Source organism: Streptomyces erythrochromogenes (genome assembly GCF_036170895.1).
Classification (GTDB): Bacteria; Actinomycetota; Actinomycetes; order Streptomycetales; family Streptomycetaceae; genus Streptomyces; species Streptomyces erythrochromogenes.
The window spans coordinates 7,887,633-7,904,316 of record NZ_CP108036.1 but is presented as its reverse complement, the minus strand read 5'-3'; the positions used below and the strand labels follow the sequence as shown (position 1 = coordinate 7,904,316).

The 16,684-nt window shown below is 72.2% G+C and carries 15 protein-coding genes and 1 pseudogene; 10 read left to right on the top strand and 6 right to left on the bottom strand.

Annotation, left to right across the window (positions count from 1 at the left end; all coding sequences use genetic code 11):
• The first annotated feature begins 96 nt into the window (after positions 1 to 96).
• From OHA91_RS36300 to OHA91_RS36290, 3 genes are all read left to right on the top strand, one after another.
• On the top strand, positions 97 to 846 hold the full coding sequence (locus tag OHA91_RS36300) for a polysaccharide deacetylase family protein (RefSeq protein ID WP_328740799.1): 750 nt from the start codon (positions 97 to 99) through the stop codon (positions 844 to 846).
• Positions 847 to 1,019: 173 nt separating this feature from the next.
• Positions 1,020 to 1,307: a hypothetical protein gene (locus OHA91_RS36295; protein ID WP_266505058.1), complete on the top strand. Its 288-nt coding sequence runs from the start codon at positions 1,020 to 1,022 to the stop codon at positions 1,305 to 1,307.
• A gap of 83 nt (positions 1,308 to 1,390) precedes the next feature.
• Positions 1,391 to 1,816 (top strand): DUF6069 family protein, encoded by a 426-nt coding sequence (locus tag OHA91_RS36290; protein ID WP_266505060.1) that lies wholly within the window; start codon positions 1,391 to 1,393, stop codon positions 1,814 to 1,816.
• Positions 1,817 to 1,870: 54 nt separating this feature from the next.
• Here OHA91_RS36290 and OHA91_RS36285 read toward each other — a convergent pair whose 3' ends face one another.
• The gene (locus OHA91_RS36285; protein ID WP_328740798.1) at positions 1,871 to 2,041 is read right to left on the bottom strand and encodes a hypothetical protein; all 171 of its coding nucleotides are present in this window, start codon (positions 2,039 to 2,041) and stop codon (positions 1,871 to 1,873) included.
• Here OHA91_RS36285 and OHA91_RS36280 point away from each other — a divergent pair.
• Positions 2,026 to 2,352, top strand: a pseudogene (locus tag OHA91_RS36280) (DUF4253 domain-containing protein); the annotation flags it as partial. The gene OHA91_RS36285 and the pseudogene OHA91_RS36280 sit on opposite strands and share 16 nt — an antisense overlap.
• Positions 2,243 to 2,542, top strand: coding sequence for a DUF4253 domain-containing protein (locus OHA91_RS36275; protein ID WP_328740797.1), 300 nt, complete (start codon positions 2,243 to 2,245; stop codon positions 2,540 to 2,542). The pseudogene OHA91_RS36280 and the gene OHA91_RS36275, both read left to right, overlap by 110 nt.
• A 66-nt stretch (positions 2,543 to 2,608) precedes the next feature.
• Here the strand turns inward: OHA91_RS36275 and OHA91_RS36270 are convergent, their stop codons facing one another.
• The gene (locus tag OHA91_RS36270; RefSeq protein ID WP_037631781.1) at positions 2,609 to 3,730 is read right to left on the bottom strand and encodes a hypothetical protein; all 1,122 of its coding nucleotides are present in this window, start codon (positions 3,728 to 3,730) and stop codon (positions 2,609 to 2,611) included.
• A 321-nt stretch (positions 3,731 to 4,051) separates the two neighbouring features.
• Entirely contained in the window at positions 4,052 to 4,378 is a 327-nt protein-coding gene (locus OHA91_RS36265) for a GYD domain-containing protein (RefSeq protein WP_031148033.1), read from the bottom strand.
• A 664-nt stretch (positions 4,379 to 5,042) separates the two neighbouring features.
• On the opposite strand from OHA91_RS36265, the gene OHA91_RS36260 reads away from it, so the two are divergent.
• The gene (locus OHA91_RS36260; RefSeq protein WP_328740796.1) at positions 5,043 to 5,468 is read left to right on the top strand and encodes a pyridoxamine 5'-phosphate oxidase family protein; all 426 of its coding nucleotides are present in this window, start codon (positions 5,043 to 5,045) and stop codon (positions 5,466 to 5,468) included.
• A gap of 60 nt (positions 5,469 to 5,528) precedes the next feature.
• On the opposite strand, the gene OHA91_RS36255 is transcribed toward OHA91_RS36260, so the two are convergent.
• Positions 5,529 to 7,049 (bottom strand): PE-PGRS family protein, encoded by a 1,521-nt coding sequence (locus tag OHA91_RS36255; protein WP_328740794.1) that lies wholly within the window; start codon positions 7,047 to 7,049, stop codon positions 5,529 to 5,531.
• 202 nt (positions 7,050 to 7,251) lie between these two features.
• Entirely contained in the window at positions 7,252 to 9,987 is a 2,736-nt protein-coding gene (locus OHA91_RS36250) for a PKD domain-containing protein (protein ID WP_031148027.1), read from the bottom strand.
• A gap of 319 nt (positions 9,988 to 10,306) precedes the next feature.
• On the opposite strand from OHA91_RS36250, the gene OHA91_RS36245 reads away from it, so the two are divergent.
• The 4 genes from OHA91_RS36245 to OHA91_RS36230 all read left to right on the top strand — a co-directional run bounded on the left by OHA91_RS36245 (position 10,307) and on the right by OHA91_RS36230 (position 15,621).
• Positions 10,307 to 11,026, top strand: a complete 720-nt coding sequence (locus OHA91_RS36245; protein WP_266505077.1) for a DsbA family protein — start codon at positions 10,307 to 10,309, stop codon at positions 11,024 to 11,026.
• 363 nt (positions 11,027 to 11,389) lie between these two features.
• On the top strand, positions 11,390 to 12,283 hold the full coding sequence (locus tag OHA91_RS36240; RefSeq protein ID WP_328740793.1) for a sigma-70 family RNA polymerase sigma factor: 894 nt from the start codon (positions 11,390 to 11,392) through the stop codon (positions 12,281 to 12,283).
• Positions 12,284 to 12,739: 456 nt separating this feature from the next.
• Positions 12,740 to 14,797, top strand: a complete 2,058-nt coding sequence (locus tag OHA91_RS36235) for an RICIN domain-containing protein (protein ID WP_245240046.1) — start codon at positions 12,740 to 12,742, stop codon at positions 14,795 to 14,797.
• 146 nt (positions 14,798 to 14,943) lie between these two features.
• Complete coding sequence (locus OHA91_RS36230) at positions 14,944 to 15,621, top strand: hypothetical protein (protein ID WP_031148018.1); 678 nt, start codon at positions 14,944 to 14,946, stop codon at positions 15,619 to 15,621.
• Between the two features lie 60 nt (positions 15,622 to 15,681).
• Here OHA91_RS36230 and OHA91_RS36225 read toward each other — a convergent pair whose 3' ends face one another.
• Complete coding sequence (locus tag OHA91_RS36225) at positions 15,682 to 16,545, bottom strand: ATP-grasp domain-containing protein (protein WP_328740791.1); 864 nt, start codon at positions 16,543 to 16,545, stop codon at positions 15,682 to 15,684.
• Positions 16,546 to 16,684 lie beyond the last annotated feature (139 nt).

Genomic DNA, 16,684 nt, shown 5'->3' with positions numbered 1-16,684 from the left:
GCCGCCACGGTGCGCGCCGTCGCATAGTCGTGGCAGGCCGGTACCGACGCACCGTGCCGTGGCGTGGCGTGCAGTGCAGTGCCGGAGGGAGCGACCGTGGTGGACATCGGACGACGCGCCGCGCTGGCGGCGCTGCTCGCCGCAGGCCTCGTACCGTGCCCGGGCGCCCGGGCCGCGAACGGCGCGACCGTCCCCTCCGGTCCGCGCCCGCCGGCCTCGCTGCTCGGCAGTGAGATCCGCAGGCTGCCCACGTCCCGCAAGGTCGTGGCGCTCACCTTCAACGCCGCGTGGGACGAGGCCGGGATCGACACCGTCCTTGCGGAACTGCGGCGGCGGGGGCTGCCCGCCACCTTCTTCCCGACGGGCGCCTTCGCCGACGCGCACCCGGGGGCGGTGCGCACGATCGGCGCGGCACACGGCCTGGGCAACCACTCGTACAGCCATCCCTACTTCAGGGACCTCAGCACGGCGCAGCGCGTACAGGAGGTACGCCGCGCCGACGCGGCGATCCGGACGGCCTCAGGCACGGAGCCGCTGCCGTTCTTCCGCTTCCCCTACAGCGCCACGACGCGGGCCTCCGTCGCCGACGTCAACGACCTGGGCTACGCGGCGATCGAGTTCACCGCCGACACCAACGGCTACCTCGGCCCGCAGGGCGGCATGAGCGCGGAGGCGGCCGCCGAACGCGCCATCGACGCCCTGACCCCGGGAGCGATCATCCAGATGCACGTCGGCAGCAACGGCGACGGCATCGTCCTCGACGCCGAGGCCCTCCCCCTGATCATCGACGCCGCCGAGTCCGAGGGCTACACGATCGTCGACCTGCGCGATTTCCTGGTGGCGTAGCCCGGGCGGGCGAGCGCACAAACCCGTTCGGCACATCGCCCACCGCCATGGCACGATGCACCGCATGACAACGACCCGAAAGGCCCGTGCCGCGTAGACGGCCGGGACAGGTCCGGGCCGGCACCCCCGGCCGGCGGACTCCAGGAACAAGGCCGCGGCCGAACATCGACGGATTGTCCTCGGCTGCGGCGTCCGAGATCTTCCGCCTCGAGCAGACCCGGAACCATCTGCGTCCGGGCGACGTCGGCGCGGCCGTACGGCTGTGGAAGGACTACGTCCACCGGCCCGGGCGCCTGCTGTGGCAGGACCACGAGCGGAGCGACGTGCACTGGCACTGCTGCGGCGACCCCTTCGAGGCCCGCGCCCTCCTCGACACCGTGATGCGGGCCCTGTCACAGCGCAGTGCCCGCCGGCTCCGGGCGGTCGTCGGCCGGTTCGACGCCGTCTGGGACAGGCCTTGACCTCAAGTGAGGTTCAGGTCGGAGGCTTCTCGTATGCCGCGGCCGAACCGCAGCCCGGCACTTCACACGTTGGGGGAACTCTCATGTCGAGCACCGCAGTTCACAGCCCGGTCCGCCGTTCCGGCTTCGGCTGGTGGAAGGTGCTGGTCGTCGGCGCGGTCGGTGCGGCCGTGGTCAATCTGATCGTTTTCGCCGTCGCCGAGCTGGCCGGCGCCTCGCTCGTCGTCGACGACGGCGGTGAAGAACACCCGATCACGGTCGGGGGCGTCATCGGGTCGTCCGTCGTGCCGCTGGTCGTCGGGGTGGGCGCCGCCCTCCTGTTGGCCCTGTGGAAGCCGGTCTTCCTGCGGATCGCGCAGTACGTGGGCAGCGGGCTGGCCCTGTTGTCGGTCGCCGGCCCGCTGTCGTCCGGCGCCGACGGCGGCACCGTCGCGGCCCTGTCCCTCATGCACATCACCCTCGGCGTGGCGGTCTTCACCACCCTGCAGCTCCACCGCCGCCACCGCTGAGTTGCGTGCGCCGTCCCGGCGGCCGGCGGTCCAGGAGCCCCGGCCGGGGAGGTCTCAGTCGGCGAGATCCGCGGCAAGGTCGGCGCGCCGGCGTACGGACAGGCGCCGGTTCAGAACCGTCTCGGCAGCGGCCGGCAGCGGCAGCAGCAGGAACGCGCGCAGGGCCCCGGCCGCCGAGTCCCGTACGCCAGGCTGCGTGGTCGGCCGCGGTGACCGGCGCCGCATCCGCTCGGCGCCGGGCCGCGTCCAGCAGGCCCCGTGCCGCCCGGGCCTCCGCCGAGAGGATCCTCATCCGCAGGTCCAGGGCCCCGTCGACCGAAAGATCCACCGGCTCGTCCCGGCGGATCCGCTCCCAATACGCGCGAGCCTTCCTCGTCCAGAACCCGCACGCGCGCCTCGGCCTAGTCTCGGCACCGCGCGGAGCAGATGCTCTCACCGCATGCGGTGGGGACGGCCCCCTCAACTACAACGGTGACACGGCCAGGTTCTCCGCGGTCGCACGCGACTGGGAAGAGCGCTTCGGCGCGCGTGTCGTCGGCCTCGGCTCCAGCACCCTCCACCTCAGCGTCGCCGCACCCCCGAAACGGACTCGACGACGCCCTGCCCATTGCCGCCGAACACTTCGCCTTCTGCCCCGACAACGTCTGGCAAGGCGCCCATCCCCCCTTGGCCGCCTACGCCGAGCACCTCATCGATCTGAACTGCTGGGAGTTCTGGTGGGACTGACCCTGGACAACGACCGTTTCCGGCGCCTCATCGACGAAGCCGGGCACTTCGGTCGCGGCACTTCCGCTAGAAGGAGCCGGCGTGGATGTGCTGCGTGAAGTTGTCGAGGATCTCACGCAGCCACGGGCGGCGGACGTCCGGCAGCCGGACCAGGGTGCGCCGGAAGGTGTGCGGGTCGGCTCGGAACAGGTGGCGGGGGCGTGGCGCGGGTGGGTCGAAGTCGTCGCGGAGGACGCCGTCGGGGAGGACGCCCGAGGTGGGGACGGGCAGGTCCGGTTCGGGGAAGGCCAGCCACAGCCACACCCCGAACGGCAGCGGCACCGGGTAGGCCGCCGGATAGGCCGGGGCCCACACCTCCCCGGTCTGTGGATGGACCGGTACAAGGAGGATGTCGGCTTCCCCGTCCGGAGCCGGTCGTCCCGGTCCGGCCAGGACGGCGCGCCGCGCCGGCGGACCCGCCGGCAGCATGGCGTCGAGCGTGCGCCGGAACACCTCTGCGGCCAAACCGTCCGGGACCGTCACGGGCCGGCCCCCCGAGGCGGCCAGCAGATGGGCCAGTGCCCGGCTGGCCGCCGCCTCCCACTGCGGGCTCCACGACCACCAGTAATTCGACCAGTGACCCGCTCCCAGCCGCGACCCCCAGGCGGCGAGCGGCTCGAACGGGGGCGTGCCTTTGCCCTCCGCCATCAGCTCCGCCCAGGAACGCGGGACGGCGTCGGTGCCGTCGACGGGGAGGCGGCGTACGGCACTCGGGGCGAGCCACATCGCCTGCCAGAGCGAGCAGTCGTCGATCCGGCACGCCACGGGCAGGGCACACGCCGCGCAAGCCACGTTGGGCCCGGCGGAGCCGTCGAGTCCGCAGCAGTACCCGCCGCCGCGGTTTTCCGGGATCAGTACGGTGCCGAGGGCGTCGCCGGGTGCGATGACGGTCGCGCCGGGAGCACCGTCGGACAGGGCGTGGACCGGCGCGTAGACACCGCGGGCAGCGGCCTCGTCCGGATGGATCTCCTCCCACTTCCGCCACGGCGGCCCCCAGGGCTCCGATTCCACGGCGAAGGTGCCCGACTCCATGAGCACCGGGAGCTGGGTCCCGTTCCCGTACTTCTGATGGGCGTGGACGGGCAGGACGACCTGGGACAGCGGGACGGTCAGCTCGGCCCCGCACCCCGCACACACAAAAAAGAACAAATACACTCCATCTGAGAAACCGTCGGCCGGCACCGCCACCGCCCCTACGGGAGCTGCCCCCGGGTGTCCAAGGGTGGGATGGGCGCGACCTCGCCGTATCAGGACACCACAGCACTCCTCCACGCCGCACCCGGATATGGCGGGCAGAATCGGCCCGGCACGGCCGGGACCCGCCCCCACGTACCGGGGGCCGGCTCCCCTGCCACGGTGCGCAACGTCGGCCAGCGGACCGGGCCGTGGTCATCGGCCAATGGTCCCGGGGGCGGCCGCAGCCGTCGCGTGGGAATTCTCGCGGCCGCCGCACGTTGCGTGACGCCGGCCCTATGCGCCCGGAGCCCGGTACCCGACCTGCCCCGCCTTGTTCAGGGCCTCCAGGGTTTCCTCGACTGTCAGCAGGACGGTCGTCTCGAACGAGCGGAGCGCGCCACCGCGGCTGATCGCCAGCGCCACTGCGGCCATCGACACGTTGTCCGGGGCCTCCCACAGGTTGTAGCCGTCGTGGGTGCCGAAGGCGTACCAGAAGCCGTGGAGCCGCCCACCGACGGACTCGATGTACGACCGGGCCGCCTCGGCGCGGTCCTCGGGGTGGCTGGTCAGTCGCGCCCAGGTCTCCGGCGTATAGCTGAACCTCGACAGATACAGTGGCATCGCTGTTCCCTTTCGTCCCACCGAAGGGTGCCCGCACCGGGGGCCGAAACCGTCACGGCGCACCGCACATCCCCCTGACGGGCGAGGCGGACGAGCCGAGCTGCGCCGGGCAGCACGCCCCTGTGATCCAATGACCGCGGAGCCAGGAACTCGCGAACGGAGCACGAGGGCATGGCGACGGCCATGCCCATGCCCATGCCCGACAACTGGATTGCTCTGTTCGGCAGTTGGAAAGAGCCCCGGCACGGCCACCACGCCGGGGACGAGGACGAGGTCACCGCCGTACTGCGCCGGCTCGCCCACGGCGACGACGGCAGGGCGTGCCCGCACAGGTGGCGTCCCTACGACGTCCACGTGGACGATGTGCTCGAGCACCTTCCCGTCGGCCTGGAGGTGCTGAACTCCGCCGAACCCGCGAACCTCTCCGGGCCCGAGGTCCTCGACCGCTGGCAATGCCCGCGCACCCGCAGCGGGATTCGCCCGCGCGGACCTCGACTACCTGGGCGCCGGCGCCACCGTCCACTGACGGCGCCGACTCCTCCGGTGCGCGTGGTTGGGCGGTACGTCCGAGTCTCGCCGGGTGGGCAAGGGCCGGGGAATGGTCCGGCGTCGGGACGGTGTTCTCGGGGAGTACGCCTTTCCGCCCTGCCAGTAGGAGGATGTCGTGGCCCTGTCCCGGACCGAGCGTGAGCAGTTCCTCGCCGAACCCCACATTGCCGCCCTCGCCGTGAGCGCAGGCGATGGCCGCGCCCCGCTGACGGTACCGATCTGGTACGACTACTCCCCAGGCGGCGACATCTGGATCATGACCGGCCGCGACTCCCGCAAAGCAGAGCTGATCGCTGCCGCAGGCCGGTTCAGCCTGATGGTCGACCGTGTGGAGCCGACGATCCGGTACGTGTCGGTCGAGGGCCCGGTCGTCTCGGTCGAACCGGCCGCACGCGAGCAACTGGAGTCGATCTCCGCCCGGTACCTGCCGGCCGACAAGGTCGACGGCTACGTCGACGACGCGTGGAAGAACCACGGCGAGCAGGTCGTGATGCACATGCGTCCGGCCCGCTGGGTGAGCTCGGACCTCGGCCGGGTGTGATCCGCCCGGTCCTCGATCCGGTCGGGATCTCGCACCGGCGGACCGACTCCCGCAGCACGGTCAGGGCCGCGCCAGCCACCCAGTGGGCGATTCCGCTGCGCAGGACAGCTCGGCCAACTGCCGTACGACCGAGGTGGGGATCGCCGGGTTCGCGGCCGCGCCCTCGGCGGTGTCCGCGTCGCGGAGCAGTCGGACCAGGGCGGGGACGGGGAGCTGCGGATTCCCGAGGGCTGCTCGGCGCGTCCGCGGGGTGGAGTCGAGCAGGCGCAGGACCGTGGCGGGCGAGAGCCTCGGGTCGGCCGCGGCACGTGCCCGCACGCGCTCGTCCGGGTCGTCGTCCAGACGCTCGGCGAGGCCGGGGGTGGACTCCGGGGATTCGAGGGCCAGTCGGCGCCGCAGCGGGTCCGGATCGTCGGCGAAGCGCAGGAGCGTGTGGCGGGGGAAGTTCGGGTGGTCCAGAGCGAGGAAGCCGCCGTCCCGCCGTAGCGCGACCTCCAGCAGCAGCTCGGCGGGAGCGCCCTCGCAGCAGGAGGCGAGGTTGTACGACACATGGGAGTCCGGGTCGCGGGAGAGGCGGTCCACGACGTCCGGTGGCAGGTGCCGGGCTCGCGCGACGCTGCGCCGGATGCCGATGCTCGCGGACGGTGCCAGGCGGCGCATCGCATCGGGATCGTCGTGGCACTCCTCGACCCAGTCCACAGCCCAGTAGGGGGTGTCCGGGGGCAGTCCCGCGCTGATCGAGGCGCGCAGCTCCTCGGTGACGTCGGCTCGGACGGCCACCGCGGCGCGCACATGGGGGTCTTCGTCGTGGGCCAGCGCGGTGATCAGGTCGGCGTCCAGACGCTCGTTGTCGACCAGGTTCTGCCGCAGTCCGCGCTCCCCGCAACGGACCAGGTGTTCGGCGAAGTCTCGCCCGAGCAGTTGGACGCGTGCCGCGCGCCACTGCTCCGTGGTGGTCAGGGCATCGAACTCCGTCCGTGACATGGGTCGGTCGAAGCCGGTGCGCCGGCGGGCGACTTCCCGGACCCGGGGCGACGGGTCGTCGGCGAGGGCGGACCGTCGGCCCCGGTCCAGATACGGCCAGGCGTATGCGCAGGCTTCCGCGCGCACCTCCGGATCGGGATCGGCGGCCAGGGCCAGTGCCGGCTCCTGCGGAAGGCCACGGAACCACAGGGCCTGCAGACGGGTTTGCGGATCCGGGTCGCGTGCCCAGCGCTCGAACCGGGCCTCTGGCACCTTCGGGCCGCGGCAGGTGGCCAGCCATTGGAAGCGCCCGCGGCGGGTGCCGGTCTCGCTGGCGATCAGTCTCGTCCACTGATCAACGCTCATGCCCCTACGGGTTTCCGCGAGTCGCGAGCGGATCCTTCGGTCGGGGTGGGCGATCACGGCGTCGACCACTTCGGTCGGCAGGTCCAGGATGACGGACGTGTCCAGCAGGCGCACCAGCACGTCCGCCGGCGCGATGTGGCGCAGCCCCATCAGCCATGCCTGCCGCATCGAGGGTTGTGCTGCCAGGGCTTCGATCCCCGCGAAGAGCCCGGCCCAGTCCTTCTCGGTGGCCCCCGCGCCTCGCATCGACATTCGAAGAGGGTAGTCGGGTGGGCGGCCCGGCCACCTCCGGTACGGCGGGCGGATCGAAGAACCGGCGTCCCGAGCCGCCACCGGCCGGATACGCGCAGGACTCCGGCCCCGCAACCGCTGCGGCCTGCGGAGTATGCCGGGAGCCCCGGCCTCCGTCGCTCGTGCGCGATGGCCGGGGCTCTTGGTGTGTTCCGGTCGGACGTCAGTCCTGGGTGAAGTAGCCGAGGAGGTCGGTGATGACGTGGTTGCCGCCGCCCCAGCTGTTCCAGATCGCGATACGGCCGCCCGCGGCGGGCGTGGTGACGTGGTTGGGGACGGTGACACCGGGCCGGGTGTTGAGGCTGCTGGCCTCGGGGCGGGCGGTGCCGTCGGCGTGGGCGGTGAGGAAGCCGGCGCCGGTGGTGTCGGTGGCGGTGATGTTGACGACGGCGCCGAGGGCGTTCGCGGGGATGCCGGCGACCGTGGTGGTGGCGCCGGGGGCGATCTTGCCGGTGGTGCGGGTGTCGGCGAGGCGGGTCGGCACGACCGGGGTGAAGAGGGCCTTGCCGTCCTCGGCGTAGTAGCCGACGGCGTCGAGGATCAGGTCGGTGGCGCCGGTGTTGTTGTAGAGGGTGATGGTCCCGTTCGGGCCGACGGGGACGATGGCCTGGTTGGACTTGTCGACGCCGGGTTCGGGGTTGAGATTCGACGTCGCGGTGCGCTTGGCGGGGTCCGGGTAGGCGATGACGTGGGTGTTCTGGGTGGTGCCGGTGCTGGTGAGGTTGAACGTGACGGCGGTGGCGTCTGCCGGGATGCCGCCCACGCCTGCGACCTTGACCGTACGGGTCTGGCCGCCGCCGAGCTTGCCGCCGTCAGTACGGGTGTCCAGCACACGGGCCGGGTTCTGCGGCGTGAACCGCCGGCCGATGTTCGGCTGGTAGTAGCCGACGAAGTCGACGATGAGAGAGGCCTTGCCCGCGTTGAGCTGGGCGAGGGCCTTCCCGTCGGCGCCGACGGGCACGGTGACGGTGTTGGAGGCGGTGCCGCCGGCCTTGATGTTGACGTTGGACGTGATCGGGCGGGGCTGGCCGGAGGGCCAGACGCTGAGGTGGGTGTCCTGGGTGGCGTCGGTGACGGTCACGTTGAGGACGGCCGCGGCCATGCTGCCCGACAGCGGGTGCTTGGGGACCGCGAGGCCCACGGGCAGGACGATCGACGTCGGGGCACCGGCCTGGAGTGAACCGCCCTCGCGGGTGTCGAGCAGGCGGAACGGCTCGACCGCCGCGTAGCCGGAGGGTGCGTACTCGACGCGGACGTTCCGGGTAACCGTGTTCACGGAGCCGTTCTTGTCCCCGAGGGTGAAGGTCACCTTGTAGTCGCCGGGCCGGTCGTAGGTGTGGGTGTAGGCGCGGTCCATGTGGTCGCTGTGCTCGTACCTGCCGTCGCCGAAGTCCACGGCGACGCGCTGCACCGGCCACGGTGCCGCGGTGGCGGGCCGGGGGTCGAACTCGTAGGTCAGCGGGCGGGTGTAGCCGATCGGGTTGTCGGAGTCCGGCAGGACGGCGCGGGTGGTGAAGCCCGCGGTCAGCGGGCCGGTCGCCGTCACCTTGGTGGTGGTCTCGCCGGTGGCCTTCACACCGACGCCGGTGACCGCGGTCACCTTGACGGTGCACTCGCAGGGCTTCGTGTAGACGTGCGCCGCGGTGCGGTCCTTGGTGATGACCGGGTCCGTTCCGTCACCGAAGTCGTAGGTGTAGGTCAGCCCGCCCCACCTGGTGTCGGTGATGGCCTTGGCCGTGACCGTGGTGCCGACCGGGGCCCAGTTCTCCTCGATCTCGACCGAGGCCCGGGACAGCCAGTCCTGGGTCTCGCGGTTGCCACGGTCGATGTACCCGCCGTCCTTGCCGGTGTTGGGCTGGCGCGGGTCGTCGGCGGTCGGGAAGCCGCGCTCGTCGGTGGGGAGGACGCCAGGAGCCGTCGGGTCCCCGGAGTCGATGATGGGCGAGCCGTCGTTCCCGTCGACCACCATCATCGCGGACGGGACCAGAAGGTCGTGCTCACCCTGGCCGGTCGCCGCCTTGAGCGCGGCGGCGGTCTCGTAGACGGTGCCGGCCCACTTGTAGGCCGTCAGCCAGCTGGTCTCGCCGTCGACCAGCAGGTTGTAGTCGGCGCGGGTTCCGGATGCCGCGGTCGGCGCCACCTCGATGCCGGTGGCCGGGGCTCCGTCCGGGCACGCGGCTGCGGTCCTGTACGCGTAGACCACGTTGTTGAACAGGGCGGATCCTGTGGAGGTCCCGATGACCGAGGCGGATGCGAGGCAGTCGTTGACCAGCCTGTTGTTGGTGATGACGGTGCCGGGCGCGTCCTGCGCGGTGACCGGCGGTCCTTCGTAGCCCACGAGCTCGTTGCGGCCGAGCAGCGTGCGCTGGGAGCCGCCCTCGATCCGGACGTCGCTCGTGTGGCTGCGGGTGAGGCGTACGTCCGTGCTCGCGCCGCCGATGATGACGCCGGGCGCGCGGCTGCTGGAGGTCCGCAGCCGGTCCAGCTCGATGTCGGCGGACCCGGAGACCCTGACGGTGGCGGGCCGGAGACCGCGGACCACCAGGTGCGAGGCACTGGTGATGGTGAGCGACTTGACGGAGGTCGCGGGCATGCGGTCGGCGAGCTCGGCGTCGAAGACGATCGGCTTGCCCGGCGTGCCGGAGCGGTCGAGATTCAGGGCCTCGGGGTAGACGCCCATCCCGATCTTCACCGTCTGCCCCGGCCCGGCGGCCTTGGCGGCCGCCGAGATGGTGCAGTACGGGACCGCCTGCGAACCGGGGCCGGAGTCGGCACAGTTCGACCCCTCCCGGCTGTTCACGTAGAGGGTGGACGGGGTTTCGGCCGCAGTGGCGGCCGGTGTCCCGAGAAGGGTGACGAGACCTGCGGTGAGCAGGACGGTCGCACGAGTGGGGCGCAACAGAAGGCATCCTTGTGAGCAGAAGACGGCATGGGGCGCCACGGGTGGGTGCGGTGCGGTGTGGGTGTGGTGTGGTGCATCACGATCCCGGACGGCGCCAGTTCCCCCCGGCGGCAGTCGGGCGCACGGCCCCGTAGCGCCAGGGATCATCATCCACTTTCGGACAGCCGCTGTCACGTCGATGGCCGAAGTTTTTGAGCGCGTTCAGTACGGCGCAGTCGTCGCCGGACCCGGCCGCACGGGGTTCGCGGAAACCCGGTGCGTGGTGTGGCTTCGGAGCGCGTAAGGTCTCCCTGTCGATCAGGGGGAAGGGACATTGATGCAGGTCAGAACCAGACGCGGATTCCTCGGAACGGCCGCGGCCCTTGTCGTGGCGTCCTCCGTCGGCGCTTGTGAGGCCGGGCGGGGCGGCGGCCCGAAGGGCGAGGGCGACGACCCGCTCGACGTGTCGGCCAGCGCGAACCTGCCCGCGGCGCGGGAGTCCCTGGCCGCGGACGGCACCACGATCGTCATCGGGAACCCTTCCGCTCCCCTCTCGGTACGGGTCTACGAGGACCTGAGCTGCCCGGCCTGCGCCGAGTTCGAGCTGGACGGCAACGGCCCCTACCTGAAGCAGGCGGCCCGGAACGACGCGCTGCAGCTCCAGTTCACCCTGGGGTCCTTCCTCGGCCCGGGGTCGAAGTTCGCCGCGAACGCGCTGCGCGCCGCCGTGGACCACAACAAGTTCACCGAGTACCACGAGCTGCTGTACCGCCACCAGGCGAAGGTGCGCAGGGCCGGCGGATTCACGCGGGACCGGCTGCTGGCCCTGGCCGTCAAGGTGCCGGGCCTGCGCGGCCCGGAGTTCGATGCGGCCGTGCTGGAGACGAAGCACCGGGAGTTCGTGGAGGCCGCGGACGAGGCGATGAGCAATTCGCCGGCCGAGGGGACCCCCACCATGGCGGTCAACGGCGCCCTGGTACCGACCGACAGCCGCGGGCTCTACGACGACCGCGACCGCCTCTACCGCCACCTCCGCAAGGCGGCGGCCCGGGCGTAGGCCGGGCCATGTCGGCCTCCGGGCCCGGAGCGGACGGCGCTGGGCTCGCGGCCCACGGCGGCGGGCAGCGCGAATCGCCGAACGGGCCGGGGCGGCCGCAGACGCGGCCCGGCGGCTCGGCTCGGGCACCGACACCCTGCGGGACCGGCGCGGCGTTCCCCGACCACCCCGGAGGAGCTCGCGGCCGCCCCACTCGTGCAGCGCGAGCACCTGCCCGGCGACCCCCGCCGGTACCGGCCCTCCGGCGGCCTCGGCCTCTGAGCTCCTCGACCGCCGTGCGCCAACTCATATGCGCGCGCGGCCCGTTGGGAGGTCGGTTATCGTCCGATCCCGGACTGGCCTTCTGACACGGGGATGTGACGGGTGAGCGGGAAAGAGTTGCTGGCGCGGAGGTTCGAGGAGCACCGGACCCACCTGCGGGCGGTGGCCTACCGGATGCTGGGCTCGCTCAGCGAGGCGGAGGACGCCGTACAGGAGGCGTGGCTCAAGCTGAACCGCTCCGACGCCGACGCGGTGGAGAACCTGGGCGGCTGGCTGACCACCGTGGTCGGGCGGGTGTGCCTGGACATGCTGCGCTCGCGCACGACCCGGCGCGAGGATCCGCTGCACGACCAAAACGGGCAGGTCCGGCTTCCCGACCCGATCGTCAGCCGGGCGGACGGCCTCGACCCCGAGCAGGAGATCCTCCTGGCCGACTCGGTCGGCATCGCACTGATGGTGGTCTTGGAGACCCTCGCACCCGCCGAGCGCCTGGCCTTCGTACTCCACGACCTGTTCGCGGTGCCCTTCGACGAGATCGCCCCGGTCCTCGGGCGCAGCCCGGCCGCGACACGGCAGCTCGCCAGCCGCGGCCGCCGCCGGGTGCAGGGCGTCGTACCCCCTCCGGATCCGGACCAGGCCCGGCTGCGCGCGGTCGTCGACGCCTTCCTCGCCGCCTCGCGCGGCGGGGACTTCGACGCCCTCGTCGACGTCCTCGACCCCGAGGTCGTGGCCCGCTCGGACGGCGGCACGCTGCGCCCCTCACTGGTACGCCGCGGCGCGGCCGAGGTCGCCTCGCAGGCGATCACCTTCGCCCGCTTCGCCGAGGCCGCGCGTCCGGCCCTGGTCAACGGACTTCCCGGCGTGGTCGCACTGGCGGAGGGCCGGGCGATGTCGGTCATGGCGTTCACCATCCGGGACGGCAGGATCATCGCGCTCGACATCCTCACCGACCCCGAGCGCCTCGCCCGCATCGACCTGGGCGCCGTCGACGACTGATCCCCCGGCCACGTCACGCCACGCCGCCCCGCTCCTGTCTCCTTTCAGGTGCGGGGCGGCTTCGATCCGATCCCGTCGGCCGGCCTCCGGCGGCAACTGGCGGGCTCCGCAAGGGAGCCGACGGGCCGCCGGGTGGTAGCCGGGGCGCCGGCCCTCACCGCTCGTGACGGAGAGAATTCGGCAGGTAGTAATTAGGTGAATTCCTGACTGAATTCCCGTCAATAAGCTTCCGCATCATATCTCGATTTGATAACAACCCGCCTCGAAAGGACTGGACCTTTGGCATGCGACGCGCGTAACTCACCTTTTTTTTCTGCAAGTTGAGTGTTCGTCAAATCATGCCGACAGGTAACGGAATGATTTCCTGGCCCACGCCCCCGTTTGTCCGAATTCTCCGCAGCATTCGTCTGGCAGGCTTCCGCGCACCCACTAGTCCGACAACGATTTGAGGTGCCCATGACAGGACGTCGCAGACGCCGTTCGACCGACCACCGCCGCAAACCCCGGCGGTTGATACTCGCCACCGCCGCCCTGGCAGCCGGAGCGGTGATCGCCGCGGGCGTCGCCTACTCCGGGCTCGGCGACGGTGCCCAGGCCGCCGGATCCGTCGAGGCCGCCGCCTCCGCTCCGGCCGCCGCCCCCGCCCGGGACGAGGAGCCGGAACCCCTCTCCGCGGCGCCCGCCAACGAGAACGCGCGCGGCATGGTCTACGACGGCCTCCAGCCCGCGCCCAAGGGCGACCGCTGCGTCGGTGTCTACCGCACCGGGGACGGACACTGCACCCACGGCCCCGACGCCCCGCCCAAGGGCGTCGACATCACGAAGGACATAGCGCCGGCCGTCAAGGAGAGCGCCCCGGCGGCCGATCCGGCCAAGCCCTCCACCGACGACCCGGCCACCAAGGAAGGCGGCGGGCGTCCTCAGGACGCGCCCGCGGCCGACGCCGCGGCCACCAAGGACAGCGCGCCCCAGCCGGCCGCCGCCGAGGGCGGCCAGGCCGTCGCCGCGGGCCCCGCGGGCCAGACCGTCCAGTGCGACGGCGACGGCAGCACCGGCAACCGCGTGCAGGTCGTGTACGTCCACGCCCCCGGTAAGGACCGCTACTCCGAGTACGTGGCCTCGTTCCGCAAGTGGGCCGCCGACGCCGACCTCATCTACTCGGCGAGCGCCAAGGAGACCGGCGGCGTACGGCACATCCGCTACGTGACCGCCGCCGACTGCACTCCGACCGTGCTCAACATCGAGCTCCCGGCCAACGCCCTCGCCGAGTTCAGCGCGACGAACAACGCGCTCGCCGCCAAGGGCCTCGACCGCCGCGACCGCAAGTACATGATCTTCGCCGACAGCCAGGTCTACTGCGGCATCGGCACCTTCGCGGGCGACGAGCGTCCCGGCCAGGCGAACCAGAGCAACTTCGGCCCGTCCTACGGACGCACGGACTCGGGCTGCTGGGGCGGTCACACCGCCGCGCACGAACTCGGCCACAACCTGGGCGCCGTCAACAACAGCGCCCCGAACACCAGCCGCGGCGCGCACTGCACCGATGAGTACGACGTCATGTGCTACTCGGACACCCCGTACTACCCGCAGATGCGCAACATCTGCACCAACCAGGCGTCCGAGAACATCCTGGACTGCAACCACGACGACTACTTCCACACCAGTCCCAAGCCGGGCAGCTACCTGGCCACGCACTGGAACATCGCCGACAACCAGTTCCTGATGAAGAACAAGGGCGGTGGCGGCGGCACGGACCCCGGTCCCAACCCGACGCCGACGCCCACGAAGAAGCCCAGCCCGACGCCGACCAAGAAGCCCACGGGCGGACCGACCGCGACGGCGGCCCAGATCCAGTCCAACTCCGTCGTGGTGAGCTGGCCCAAGGTCGAGGGCACCGCCTGGTACCAGGTCATGCTGAACGGCAAGCACCTGGCGTGGGTCCAGTCGCAGGTGCTGCGCATCTACAACCTCCAGCCCAACACCGCCTACACCGTGACCGTTTCCGCCCGTGACGGCTCCGGCCGCGACAGCGGTCCCGGCAAGGCCGCGAGCTTCCGTACGACCGGTGCCGGCGGCGGGGCGACCACCCCGGGCAGCCGCTACACGCTCGGCAACGGCAGCACCGGCATGGCGGCCGAGGTGTGGGGCGGCCGCACCGCCGACGGCACCGTGCTCGTCGGCGGCCGCGCCAACGGCTACGCCCAGCAGCAGTGGTACTTCGACGACGCGGGCAGCGGCCAGGTCCGCATCCGGTCCGCGGTCTCCGGCAAGTGCCTCCAGCCGGGCGGCGCACCCGCCCAGGGCATGTGGGTCTCGCAGCAGCCGTGCGACAAGAACAACGGCGCGCAGGCCTGGAAGCTGACGACCCGCGGTGGCGCGGTGACCGTCACGGATCCGAGCGGCGGCTTCGCCCTCACCGTCAGCAACCGCCCCTACTACGGGAACTGGCTGCTCGACCTCCAGCGTGCGGACGGCCGCGCGGCGCAGGCCTGGACCCTCCAGAAGTCCGGCTGAGCACTGCCGCCACGCCCGGACGCCCAGGGGCTCGCACGCCCTGGCCCCGGGACCACCCCGTGACGCCGTGATCCCACCCCCGGCGGACGGCCGCCCCCATGCGGCCGTCCGCCGGTACCCCTCATCTCGACCGGAGCACCCCGACGATGCGCATACGAATCGTTCTCTCGGCCACCCTGACCGCACTCGGTCTCATGTTCCTGATCCCCGCTGCCGCCCATGCCCACGGAGACACCCTGAAGGTGGTGGTGACCGGGCAACGCGCCGGCCACGTCACCACCGACATCACCTGGGAGAACGACGGGGACGCCATCGACGAGAACGTCGCCGCCACCGTGAACGCGGTCAGCGTCGACGGCACCCGCACGATGGGCCCCTGGCGCCTCGTGCGCGACCCGGCGGCAGCGCCCGCCGGCTGGACCACGGCCGAGACGCTGCCGCCCGGTTCGTGGAAGGTCACCGTCGAGGTGGGGTTCCCCGCGCTCGGCAAGGGTGAACTCGAAGTCGGTGTGCCCGTGGTGGATCCGGCCCCGACCACCGGCGCGGGGACCACCGGTGCCACGACCGGCGGCACTCCGGCCGTCTCGGCCCCGACCCCCGACGCCGCTTCTGCGTCTGCTTCCGGTTCCGGTTCCGCCGCAGCGACCTCCGCGGACGCGTCGTCCCCCGCTCCGGCTCCCTCCGGGACGCAGGCGGCGTCCGGCGCCGACGGTGCCGCCGTCTGGTGGACCACGGCGGGTGTGGCGGTGACCGCCCTGGCCGGGGCCGGCGTCGGCCTGCTGCTGCGCCGCCGCCGGATGCGCGGCGCGTGCAGGACGTCGTAGCCGGTCGTAGGCCGGTCGGGCCGGGCGGCACGAGCCCGGCCCCGACCGACAAGGAATCCGCTACGCCTTCGCTTCCCGGGCCGCCACCGCCACGGCCAGGGCGAGCCGGTCCGCTCCCTGCGGGGCGAGTCCGATGAACAGGTTCGGCTCGATGAGCTCCAGTTCCATGACCACCGGCCCCCTCGCCTCGTCCAGTACCAGGTCCACCCGGGCGAACAGCGGCTCGCCCCGGACGGGAGCCGCGGCCAGCGCCGCCCGCGCCGTACGCAGCTCCGCCTCGGTCGGGGTGTGGAGCGCGGCCCCGGGGTGCGCCACGCGGGAGTTGTCCATCTGCCCGGGCTCGGTCAGCAGGGCCTGCTTGCGGATCGCGTGGCTGAAGGTCCCGGCGAAGAAGACCAGGGCTCGTTCGCCCTCCTCCACCAGCGGCAGGTACGGCTGGACCATCGCGGTGCGCCCCTGCTCCAGCAGCATGCGGGCGTGCAGTACGGCGTCAGCCGCGCGGCCCGGCTCGTAGCGCGCGGTGTCCCGCGCGCCCGCGGACACCGAGGGCTTGACCACCACTCCGTGCGGGCCGTCGAAGTCCTCCTCGGCGCACTGTGCGCCCGGGGCGATGCAGCGGGTCGGCACCACGGGAACCCCGCGCCCGGCGAGGTCGAGCAGATAGCGCTTGTCGCTGTTCCAGCGCACCAGCGGTGCCGGATTCCACAGCCGGGTCACGCGGGCCGTGGCTTCGGCCCAGGCCAGGAACTCCCCAAGCCGTCCGACGTAGTCCCAGGTCGAGCGGATGACGGCCAGGTCGAAGCCGCCCCAGCGCCCCGGGTCCGCGTCCCAGGCCACCGGCTCCGCGGACAGACCCTCCGCGCGCAAGGCGTCCAGCAGCAGCGGCAGATCGGTGTCCTGGTCGAGTCCGGTGTCGCTCGTCACGACTGCGACCCTCGCTGACCCCATGCGGCTCTCCCGTCACTCTCGCCCCGGGCCGGCCCCTACGGCCGGGCCCCGCCGGTCACTCTCGCACAGGCAGGTCCGTGCACCTCCGCCACAACATATGCGCCGGTGGCGGGCG